Source organism: Micromonospora sp. WMMD980, assembly GCF_029626035.1.
GTDB lineage: Bacteria > Actinomycetota > Actinomycetes > Mycobacteriales > Micromonosporaceae > Micromonospora.
Genome location: NZ_JARUBE010000003.1, coordinates 1,344,305 through 1,354,630, shown reverse-complemented (window position 1 = coordinate 1,354,630; position 10,326 = coordinate 1,344,305). Strand labels below are relative to the sequence as shown.

The window sequence follows — 10,326 nt, the reverse complement described above, 5'->3', positions numbered from 1 at the left end:
GCAGCACAAATGCCTACAACGTCCGTTTTGTTTCGGGCGGAGCGCATGGCGGGCGGAAATGGCCACACGGACGACTCGTTCACTCAACCAAGTCAGCCAAGAAGGGCCTGGCCAGGCACCATACCGCGTTCCACTGTGTCGGGTTCTATCCCGTTACGGCCACAACCCAGAGATCATCGCGCACTCCCCCAAGACCTTCACGATCATTAAGTTCGTCGGCCGCAGTGGATCCCCCGACATCTGCGGACCGACTCATTCTGCAACGGTCGACAGCCGGTTCGCAAACGCTCCGACGCGAAAGTTCCGATGATCAAGGGAGCATTCGGAGTGACGCACCGTCAATGACACACGCCTATCCGGAGCCAACCCTCCAACGTTGGAGCAGTTGAGCGGCGTGGTTCGGGACGAGGTTCGGCGCACCCGCGGCGGGGACGCTCGGGGGGGCCGCCGGCGCCGGAAAATTTCTTCGCGTTCGGCGTGTCGGGCACCGTCCACGGCATGGTGGACAGTGTCTACGGGCGGATGGTAGACACTGTCTATGCCGCAGCCGGACACCAGCCTCCGCGCCCGCCTGGTACGCGCCGGCGTCGATCTGCTCGAACGCGAGGGCCCCGAAGCCCTGACCCTGCGCGAGATCGCCCGTCGGGCCGGCGTCTCCCACGGCGCGCCTCGTCGCCACTTCCCGACCCATCTCGCCCTGCTGGCCGCCATCGCGCGCGAGGGCTACCAGCAGCTCGGGCGGGAGGTCGCCGAGACGATCGGCCACACCGACCCGGACCCGCACCACCAACTGCTCGCCCTGGGCCGGCTCTACCTGCGCTTCGCACGCCGCAACCAGGGCATGTTCGCGCTGATGTTCCGGCACGACCTGCTGCGGGGCAACGGCATCGGGCTGCGCGACGCCAGCGACCAACTCTTCGGCGTCCTCGTCGACCTGGTCGCCCGGGCCCGACCCGACCTGGCCGGCACGTCCGGCGCCCCGGTCGTCGCCGGCGCGCTCTGGGCCAACCTGCACGGCATCGCCGCGCTCTGGCAGTGGGGCAGCCTCCAGACCATGGTGCGCCAGGACGACGTGGAACCGTTGCTGCGCGCCGCACTGGACGCCCACCTCGATCGGAGGACCACGTGCTGATGTCGACGGGCGCCCGACTGGTGCTGGCGCCGTTGAGCCGGCTCGCCCTCCGGCCGGTGGTCGAGGGTCGGGAGAACGTCCCCCGGCACGGTCCGGTGATCCTGGCCGCCAACCACCTCTCGTTCCTCGACAGCGTGGTGATCCCGCTGGTGGCGCCCCGCCCGGTCGCCTTCCTGGCCAAGGACGACTACTTCCGGCAACCGGGGGTCAAGGGCTGGCTGACCCGCACCTGCCTGACCGGCGTCGACGCCATCCCCGTGGCGCGCGGCGGGCACCGGTCGGCCCAGGCGTCGTTGCGGGTGGCGCTCGACGTCCTCGCCGCCGGGCGCGCGTTCGGCATCCACCCGGAGGGCAGCCGATCCCGCGACGGGCGGCTCTACCGCGGGCGCACCGGAGTCGCCTGGCTCGCCCTTGCCTCCGGCGCCCCGGTCGTCCCGGTCGCCCTGCTCGGCACCGACCGGATCCAACCCGTCGGCGCCCGGCTGCCCCGGCCCGGGCGGATCACCGTGCGGTTCGGCGCGCCGCTGCGCTCCACCCGGCCGGCCGCCGGCAGCGGCGGGCAGGCCCGCCGAGCGGTCACCGACGAGATCATGACCGCCATCCAGAAGCTGTCCGGCCAGGAGGTCGCCGACCGGTACAACGACCCGCCGGCCGCCGGAGGACGCCGGGACGGCCACCCGCCACCGGACCGGGCCGCGATCGGCAGCGGGCGACGACGCGAGTCCCGCCGAGGAGACCGGGCGGAACCCTAGCTCGGTCCCGGCCGCTCCCCTACCCCGCCCGTGAGCGTGGACGACACGACGTCCACGACGTCGGCGATCCGGTCGACGAGATAGAAGTGCCCACCGGGCAGGACCTCCAGCGTGAACGGCCCGTCGGTGTGCCGCGCCCAGTCCGCCGCCTCGTCCCGCGAGGTCCTCGGATCGTCGTCGCCCACCAGGGCGGTGACGGGACACCGCAGGCGCCGACCCGGATCGTGCCGGTACGTCTCGATCGCCCGGTAGTCCGCCCGCAGGGCCGGCATGATCATGGCGATGACGTCGGGGTCGTCCATGATCGAGAAGTCGGTGCCGTTGAGCACCGCGAGTTCGGCCAGCACGCCCGCATCGTCGCGCCGGTGCACCTGCTCGTCGCGGTAGCGGGACGGTGCGCGGCGGCCGGAGGCGAACAGGTGCGCCGGTCCCGACCCGGTGGCCTCGAGCCGCAACGCCACCTCGTACGCGACGACCGCGCCCAGGCTGTGCCCGAACAGCGCCAGCGGTGGCCCCGGACGCCCCGCCAGCACGGCGACGATCCGGTCGGCGAGCGTCGTCAACCGGTCCTCGCTCGGCTCCGCACGCCGATCCTGCCGGCCCGGATATTGCACGGCCACCACGTCGATGGTCGCCGGAAGCGCGCGGGCGAGCGACAGAAAAGAGGTTGCGGACCCGCCGGCGTGCGGCAGGCACAGCAACCGGACCGCCGGCCGCTCACTCGGACGATATCTGCGCAACCAATTGTCGTTCTCCCGTTGCCGCCACTGCCGGCCACGGTCCGCCGAAACTGCCCGCATCACGCCCCCATCGCTCGGCCGGCCAACGCACGGCTCTCTCGCGAAACGCTGGCAGCGCCGGCCCGCACCGTCAACCCGTAACAACCCCCGGCGTTCAGTACGCAGACTATTCACAGCGGCCACGCAATTACCGTCGAACAGGTGCCCGCACGGAATGGTCTTCTACCGTGTACGGCATGGAGACGAAAATCCGTGACAAAGATTCCGACACTTTCGAAAATGCGTCGCTGTGGCCGGACGAGGTGGCGGACCTGCCCACCTCGACGCGGGAACGGATCACCGCGGCGGTGGCGCTGCCGGCGGCGCAGCAGCCACCGTGGCCCGACGAGGGCCGGCTGCGAAGCGCACGGCAGGTGCTGGCGCGCATGCCGGCCCTGGTGACCCCGGCCGAGGTCCGTCGGCTGCGCCACCGCCTCGCCGACGTGGCGAACGGCGAGGCGTTCCTGCTCCAGGGCGGCGACTGCGCGGAGACCTTCGCCGGCAACACCCCGGCCCACGTGGCGGGCAACCTGCAGACGCTGCTGCAGATGGCCGTGGTGCTGACCTACGCGGCGGACCTGCCGGTGGTCAGCGTCGGCCGGATCGCCGGCCAGTACGCCAAGCCGCGGTCCAGCCCGGTCGACACGCTGGGCCTGCCGGCGTACCGGGGCGACATCGTGAACTCCCCCGACCTCACGCCCTCGGCGCGCACCCCCGACCCCCACCGCATGCTGCACGCCTACGCCAACGCCAGCCGGGCGATGGAGATGGTCCGCCGCACCGGCGTGACCGGGCTGGCCGATCTGAGCCGCATCCACGACCTCAACCACACCTTCGTGCACTCCGCGCCGACCGGCCGGCGGTACCGCGCTCTCGCCACGGACATCGACCGGGCCCTGCGGTTCATGACGGCGTGGGGAATGGACCACCGAGCGCCGGATCGCACCGAGATCTTCACCAGCCACGAGGCGCTGCTGCTCGACTTCGAGACCTCGCTGCTGCGGCCCGGCGTCAGCGGCGGCGACTCGGTCTACGCCGGTTCCGGGCACCTGGTCTGGATCGGCGAGCGCACCCGCGACCTCGCCGGCGCCCACATCGCCCTGGCGTCGCTGATCTCCAACCCTGTCGGGGTGAAGCTCGGTCCGCGGACCACCCCCGAGGAGGCGGTCCGCTACGTCGAACTGCTCGACCCCGACAACGAGCCCGGACGCCTCACGTTCATCACCCGCATGGGGCATGACCGCATCCGCGCCGCGCTGCCACCGATCGTCGAGGCGGTGACCGCCACCGGCCACCGGGTGGTCTGGCAGTGCGACCCGATGCACGGCAACACCCACGAGTCACCCACGGGCTACAAGACCCGCCGCTTCGACGAGATCCTGACCGAGGCGCAGGGGTTCTTCGAGGTGCACCGGGCGCTGGGCACCCATCCCGGGGGCATCCACCTCGAACTCACCGGCGACGCGGTCACCGAGTGCCTCGGCGGTCCGCACGACATCACGGACGCCGACCTCGCCGGCTACTACGAGACGGCGTGCGACCCGCGCCTCAACACCCAGCAGTCGGTCGAGCTGGCGTTCCGGCTCGCGGAGATCATGCGACCGTGACCGACCCGGACACGCGACGACGTCCATCCGCGGGCGGATGGACGTCGTCGACGGCGGACGGCAGGTCCGCGGTCATCGCACCGCCGACGCCGGCACCAACGACAGCACCTCGGCGGGCCGGTGCAGGACCATGTCGGGCCCGGCGGCGATCAGACGCTCGGTGTCGGGCTCGCCCCAGAGCGCCGCGATCGCGCCGACGCCGGCGGCCCGGGCGCTGGTCAGGTCGGTCACCGCGTCGCCGATCATCACCGCGTCGCCCGGCGGGGCGTCCCACAGCTGCAACGCCCGCAGGATGATGTCCGGCGCCGGCTTCGCACGGGCGACCTCGTCCGAGCCGAGCACATGGTCGAAGACGTCGAGCAGGTTCAGGTTGCCCAGCAACGAGCGCGCCCGGGGGCCGCTCTTGCCGGTCGCGACCGCCGTGCGGATCCCCCGGGCACGCAGCTCGTGCAACATCTCGACCACACCGTCGTACGGGCGGATGTGATGAGCCAGTCGATAGCTCTCGCGGACGAACGGCTCCTCCATCGCCAGCGGCAGGCCCATGATCCGCATGATGTCCGGGAAGTAGCGGCCCAGGTGCCGGTTGTACTCCTCGAACGGCGCCTCGCCGCCACCCACCACCTCGGCGTACGCGGTGTGAAACGCCTGCCGCATGACCTGCATGCTGTCGACCAGCACACCATCGAGATCGAAGACGATGTACTCGGCTGTCGGATTCTGTCCACCCATGGCCACCTCTACCTCCTTACGACGGGTCGCGCGCCGGGGAGCCGGTCCGGCGTTCCCGGGGTTCCCGGAGCCGAGCTCGGTTCGAGCCCGGGCACCGAGGCATAGAGCCGTTCGATCACGTCCACGCTGCGGTGCGCCTCGCTGATCGCCCGCCCCCGGTTCGCCGGGTCGGCGAGCAGTTCGGGCAGGCGGGCAAGTTGGTGTTCGTACTCGGCGCCGACCGGTTCCGGTTCGACGGCGACGGTCTCGGTCACGCCGTGCCGGCGCACCGTCAGCACCGGCGCGGGCAGCCGGTTCGGGCTGAAGCCGAAGGTGCACCGCAGGACCGCGTTGCCGGCGCTGCCATGGACGCGGATCTCGGTCACGTCCCGGGGCTCGTGCGACGCCCATGCCGCGCGGAGCCCGACCGACACCCCGGTGTCGGTGACGAGCAGCGCCCGAACGGTGTCCTCGACGTCGCCGGTGGTGCCGGACGCGGCGTCCCGGCGCCATCCGGCGCGGCTGGCGTCGTCGTTGACGAAGTCGCGGGACACCGCGCCGGCGACCTGGACGATCCCGACCGGCCCCAGCAGCGGTTCGATCATGTCCAGCAGGTGCCAGCCCAGGTCGACCGAGGCGCCACCGCCGGACAGCGCGCGCCGGGTGAACCAGCCGACCCCGTCGGGCACGCCCCGGGCGCGGATCCAGGACAGGTCGACGTGGCGGATCGCTCCCAGCGACCCCGACGTGGCGCAGAGGGCGACGACGTCCCGGCGGTATCGCGCGGCGCTGCCGGCCAGCAGCATCGCCCCGCCGGCCCGCTCCGCCTCCGCCAGCTCGCCGGCCTCCCGGGTGCTGAGGCACACCGGCTTCTCCAGGAAGACGGAGAACCCCCGGCGCAGCAGGCGCGTGGCGACCGAGGTGTGCAGGTGGTTGGGCACGGCGACCACCGCCAGGTCGGCCGCGGCGTCCGCGAGGTCGTCGACCTCACACAGCGGGGTCGCCGACGGAAGCGAGGCCACGGCCGCCTCGCGGGTGGCCGCCGACGGGTCGACCACCGCGGTCACGAGATAGTCCGGGTGGGCGGCCAGCCGGGGCAACCAGATCGACCGCCCCGCCCAGCCGAGGCCGATGACGGCGACGCGGACGGGCGGGCGCGGACCGGTCACGGTGCCGGCACGTGGTCGGCGATGATCGACGCGACGTCGTGCATCTGCTCCTCCGCACCGAGCAGGACCCGGTGGTGCAGCCAGATGCTGTCCTGGAAAAGCGCCTCGGTCACCGGGCAGCGCGAGGCGATCTCCGCCACGGTCTCGTCAGGCGCGGCGCGCTCCCAGAAGGCGTCGCAGCGGTAGATGGCCCGGAAGGACGCGAACGCCGGGAGACCCTTGCCGATCAGGACGTCCACCAGCTCGTTGCGACGCTTCTCGTCGAGACCCGGCACCCGGAACATCGCCATGTAGTGCGGATTGCGGTCCACCCGCTCGTCACGACCCTGCGGTACCACTCCCGGAATCTCGGCCAGGTCGCGGGCGAGCACCGGCCACCGCTGCTCGCGGGTGTCGATCTGGCTCTCGAGCCGACCCAACTGGGCCCGCAGCACCGACGCCGAGAACTCGTTCAGCCGGAAGTTCGAACCCGAGGTGCGGTGCAGGTAGCTGCGGTCCTCCCGGGGACGGCCGCAACTGTGCCGCAGGAACGCCTCCTGCCACAGTTCGCCGTCGGGGAAGAGCACCGCCCCGCCCTCGCCCGCGGTCATCAGCTTGCCGTTCTGGAAGCTGAAGGCGGCCACCGACCCCAGCTCGCCCATCCGGCGACCCTGCCAGCGTGCGCCGTGGGCGTGCGCCGCGTCCTGGATCACCGGGACGTCGGTGTCCGCGGAGAGTTTCGCCAGCGCGTCCATGTCCGCGACGTGCCCGGCCATGTGGACCGGCATGATGGCCCGCGTCCGCGGCGTGACGGCCCGCTCGGCGGCGGCCACGTCGATGCAGTACGTGGCCGGGTCCACGTCCACCGGCACCGCGACCGCGCCGAGCCGCTGCGCGGCCTGCGAGGACGAGATGAAGGTGAAGGCGGGCACGATGACCTCGGTTCCGGGACCGACCCCCAGCACCTCGAGGGCCAGTTCGAGGGCGTGCGTGCCGTTCGTGACGGCGAGAGCGTGCTCGGCGCCGTGGTGGGCCCCGAACTCGCGCTCGAAGGCCTCCACCTCGTTGCCCGCGATCCGCCACCACTGGCCCTGCTCCAACGCGCGGATCAGGCCCGTCCGCTCCTCGTCACCGAATTGCGGCCAGGCCGGGAAGCTCAGACTTTCGGGTGCGTTTTCAACCATGAGAACCCCATGTTCGGCAGACTTCTCTTTTCACGCTCGGGCCGGCGCCGAAATAGCGGCGCCGCAATTCCTTCCCCCGTCCTCGAGCCGGCGGAGTGGCGCTGAACGCATGCCAGGACGCTAGCGTGAGCGATAGATATCGGTCTGCCCCCTAGGTGACCCGCAAGGATCCCCTAAATTGGCGATTCCGACTCGTTGCGCAATGCACCCCGGGGCAGGCTGTCAGCAATGTCCACTGCATTGAGAAAAGTCGAGGGAGAAGATCGCGCCATGGCCGAGCTTCTGTTACTGAACGGCCCGAACCTGAGCATCCTCGGCCGCCGGCAGCCGGAGATCTACGGGACGGCGACGTTGGCGGACATCGAGCAGGCGGTCACCGACGAGTTGGCCGGTGCGGGCTGGAAGGTGCGGGCCGTGCAGAGCGACTCGGAGGCCGAGCTGATCCACGCCATCCAGGACGGCTACGACACCGTGGGCGCCATCGTGAACCCCGGCGCTCTCATGATCGCCGGCTGGAGTCTGCGGGACGCGCTGGCCAGCTATCCGCGGCCCTGGGTGGAGGTACACCTGTCGAACGTGTGGGCCCGCGAGAGCTTCCGGCACGAGTCGGTGATCGCCCCGCTCGCCAGTGGGGTCGTCGCGGGGCTGGGCGCGCTCGGCTACCGGGTGGCCGCCCGCGCGCTGGTCGCGCTGGTCGGCGCCTGACCAGGTCCCGAGCTCGCCGGCGCAGGGCACCTCCGCGCCGGGCGGGACCGCCCGACGGGTCGACTCGCGCCCCGCCCGCGCCGCCGGCGACGGTGTTCACGCGACCGGCGCCGCCGACCGGCGCCGGATCAGGCGCTCGTCTTGGACTCGACGAGCTCGCGCCCGCTGTCGTAGGCCTCCCGCGAGGCCGTGATGGCAGCGCGGTGCCGCTCCGCCCAGTCGGTCAGGGTGACCAGGGACTCGTAGAGTTCCCGCGCCATGTCGGTCGCGACGTACTCCACCTTCGGCGGAACGGTCGGGTAGACCGTGCGGGTGAGGAGGCCGTCCCGTTCCAGGTTGCGGAGGGTCAGCGTCAACATCCGGCGGCTGATGCCCTCGATCTTGCGCTCGAGCTCGGTGAAGCGCACCGGCGCCTGACTGGCCTCGATGATCACTCCGACGCTCCACTTGCCGCCGACCCGGTCGAGGACCTCGCGAACCGTGCACGCCTTGGCGCGCGCGGCCTGCTCGGACACACAAACGTTCCGCTGTGACATCAATGTGCCTCCTTACGCGAAGCCCAATAGTCACACATTATGAGTGCTGTAACAAGCCGTATCCCTTTGGAGGATCCTTCATGTCCACCACCGCACCTCCGGTACAGCCGTCCCGATGGGCCGCGCTCATCGTGCTGTGCGCCGGCTTCTTGATGATCATTCTTGATCAGACGATCGTCAATGTCGCGCTGCCGTCGATCCAGGAGGACCTCAAGTTCGAGGCGGCAGACCTGACGTGGGTGGTCAACGCCTATCTGATCGCCTTCGGCGGCCTGCTGCTGCTCGCCGGCCGGCTCGGCGATCTCATCGGTCGCAAGCGGGTCTTCCTGAGCGGGCTGGTCGTCTTCGTGCTCGCGTCGCTGTGGTGCGGCCTCGCCACCGACCAGACCATGCTGATCGTGGCGCGCTTCGTGCAGGGCGCCGGCGGCGCGGTCACCTCCGCCGTGATCCTCGGAATGATCTTCAACCTCTTCCCGGACCCGCGGGAGCTCGGCAAGGCCATCGGCATCTACAGCTTCGTCGGCGCCGGGGGCGCATCCGGCGGCCTGCTGCTCGGCGGCGTGCTCACCCAGGCGCTGAGCTGGCACTGGATCTTCTTCGTGAACATCCCGGTCGGCGCGCTCATCGGCATCTTCGGCATCCGGCTGCTCCAGAACGACAGCGGCCTGGGGCTGCGCCGGGGCGCGGACGCCGTGGGCGCGGTGCTCGTCACCGCCTCGCTCATGATCGGGTCGTACGCGATCCTCAAGGCCACCGAGTACGGCCTCGGCTCGGCGCACACGCTCGGATTCGGCGCCCTCGCCGTGCTGCTCCTCATCGCGTTCATCGTGCGGCAGACGACGGCACGCACGCCGCTGCTGCCGCTTCGCGTGTTCCGCTCCCGCAGCCTCACCGGCGGCAACCTCGTGCTGGGCCTGATGCTGGCCGGCATGTTCTCGCACCTCTTCCTGGGCTCGCTCTACCTGCAGCTCGTGCTCGGCTACTCCCCGTTCGAGATCGGGCTGTCGTTCCTGCCGGTCTCCGTGAGCATCGGTCTGCTCTCGGTGGGCGCCTCGGCGCCGCTCAACGCCCGCTTCACCCCCCGGTGGGTCGCCGTGGTGAGCCTGGTGTTCATCGCCGCCGGCCTCGCGCTGCTCGGTCGCGCCCCGGTCGGCGGCGACTACGTGGCGGACGTCCTGCCCGCCCTGCTGTGCCTCGGCATCGGCGGCGGTCTGGCCTTCCCCGCACTCGTGACGATCGCGATGTCGGGCGCGAACCCCGAGGACTCCGGTCTCGCCTCCGGCGTCAACAACACCGTGCAGCAGGTGGGCGGCGCCCTCGGCCTCGCGGTGCTCGCGACGATCGCCGCCTCGCGCACCGCCGACCTCCTCGGGGAGGGCAAGGACCAGGTCACGGCGCTGGACGGCGGGTACGACATCGGCTTCGCCACCGCCGCCGGCATCGTCCTGGTCGCCGCCGTCCTCGGCGCGGTGCTACTCCGCCCGCAGCCGCAGGCCGCGCCGACCCTCGAACCGGCGACCGTCGACGATGGTGTCAAGCCGAGTGTGTGACGTATGCTCCTCGCGCGACCTGGTCCGCCTTCGAGCCGGCCGGCGACGGTCGCCATCGAACGCAGACGACCCACGACGGTCCGGCCTGGGCGCCGCGCCGCACGGTTGAGTCGCGCGGTTCGCGACGCTGAGGCCACCGGCCGCCGACCCCTCGGCACGATTCCGGACCCTCCACCGTGCCCGGTGCCGGGTCCCGGCGACTGCGACACGAGTCGCAGCGGC

Annotated in this window: 10 protein-coding genes; 5 read left to right on the top strand and 5 right to left on the bottom strand. The window is 71.4% G+C overall.

Annotated features, from left to right (window positions below; all coding sequences use genetic code 11):
* The first annotated feature begins 538 nt into the window (after positions 1 to 538).
* Positions 539 to 1,132, top strand: a complete 594-nt coding sequence (locus O7618_RS06705) for a TetR/AcrR family transcriptional regulator (protein WP_278105098.1) — start codon at positions 539 to 541, stop codon at positions 1,130 to 1,132.
* Complete coding sequence (locus O7618_RS06700) at positions 1,132 to 1,884, top strand: lysophospholipid acyltransferase family protein (protein ID WP_278109936.1); 753 nt, start codon at positions 1,132 to 1,134, stop codon at positions 1,882 to 1,884. The genes O7618_RS06705 and O7618_RS06700 overlap by 1 nt, the downstream gene beginning before the upstream one ends.
* Here the strand turns inward: O7618_RS06700 and O7618_RS06695 are convergent.
* Positions 1,881 to 2,684, bottom strand: a complete 804-nt coding sequence (locus O7618_RS06695) for an alpha/beta fold hydrolase (protein ID WP_278109935.1) — start codon at positions 2,682 to 2,684, stop codon at positions 1,881 to 1,883. The genes O7618_RS06700 and O7618_RS06695 overlap by 4 nt on opposite strands.
* A 176-nt stretch (positions 2,685 to 2,860) precedes the next feature.
* Here O7618_RS06695 and O7618_RS06690 point away from each other — a divergent pair, with 176 nt between their 5' ends.
* Entirely contained in the window at positions 2,861 to 4,270 is a 1,410-nt protein-coding gene (locus O7618_RS06690; protein WP_278105097.1) for a 3-deoxy-7-phosphoheptulonate synthase class II, read from the top strand.
* Between the two features lie 72 nt (positions 4,271 to 4,342).
* Here O7618_RS06690 and O7618_RS06685 read toward each other — a convergent pair whose 3' ends face one another.
* Genes O7618_RS06685 through O7618_RS06675 form a run of 3 tightly spaced genes read right to left on the bottom strand, consistent with a single transcriptional unit; the run spans position 4,343 to position 7,313 of the window.
* On the bottom strand, positions 4,343 to 5,002 hold the full coding sequence (locus O7618_RS06685; protein WP_278105096.1) for an HAD-IA family hydrolase: 660 nt from the start codon (positions 5,000 to 5,002) through the stop codon (positions 4,343 to 4,345).
* An 8-nt stretch (positions 5,003 to 5,010) separates the two neighbouring features.
* On the bottom strand, positions 5,011 to 6,150 hold the full coding sequence (locus O7618_RS06680; protein WP_278105095.1) for a Gfo/Idh/MocA family oxidoreductase: 1,140 nt from the start codon (positions 6,148 to 6,150) through the stop codon (positions 5,011 to 5,013).
* On the bottom strand, positions 6,147 to 7,313 hold the full coding sequence (locus O7618_RS06675; protein WP_278105094.1) for a DegT/DnrJ/EryC1/StrS family aminotransferase: 1,167 nt from the start codon (positions 7,311 to 7,313) through the stop codon (positions 6,147 to 6,149). The genes O7618_RS06680 and O7618_RS06675 overlap by 4 nt, the downstream gene beginning before the upstream one ends.
* Positions 7,314 to 7,583: 270 nt before the next feature.
* On the opposite strand from O7618_RS06675, the gene O7618_RS06670 reads away from it, so the two are divergent.
* The gene (locus O7618_RS06670; protein ID WP_278105093.1) at positions 7,584 to 8,018 is read left to right on the top strand and encodes a type II 3-dehydroquinate dehydratase; all 435 of its coding nucleotides are present in this window, start codon (positions 7,584 to 7,586) and stop codon (positions 8,016 to 8,018) included.
* A 128-nt stretch (positions 8,019 to 8,146) separates the two neighbouring features.
* Here O7618_RS06670 and O7618_RS06665 read toward each other — a convergent pair whose 3' ends face one another.
* Positions 8,147 to 8,554 (bottom strand): helix-turn-helix domain-containing protein, encoded by a 408-nt coding sequence (locus O7618_RS06665; RefSeq protein WP_278105092.1) that lies wholly within the window; start codon positions 8,552 to 8,554, stop codon positions 8,147 to 8,149.
* Positions 8,555 to 8,634: 80 nt separating this feature from the next.
* Here O7618_RS06665 and O7618_RS06660 point away from each other — a divergent pair, with 80 nt between their 5' ends.
* Positions 8,635 to 10,104 carry a DHA2 family efflux MFS transporter permease subunit gene (locus O7618_RS06660; RefSeq protein WP_278105091.1) on the top strand — a complete coding sequence of 490 codons (1,470 nt, stop codon included), beginning with the start codon at positions 8,635 to 8,637 and terminating at the stop codon, positions 10,102 to 10,104.
* The last annotated feature ends 222 nt before the right edge of the window (positions 10,105 to 10,326 follow it).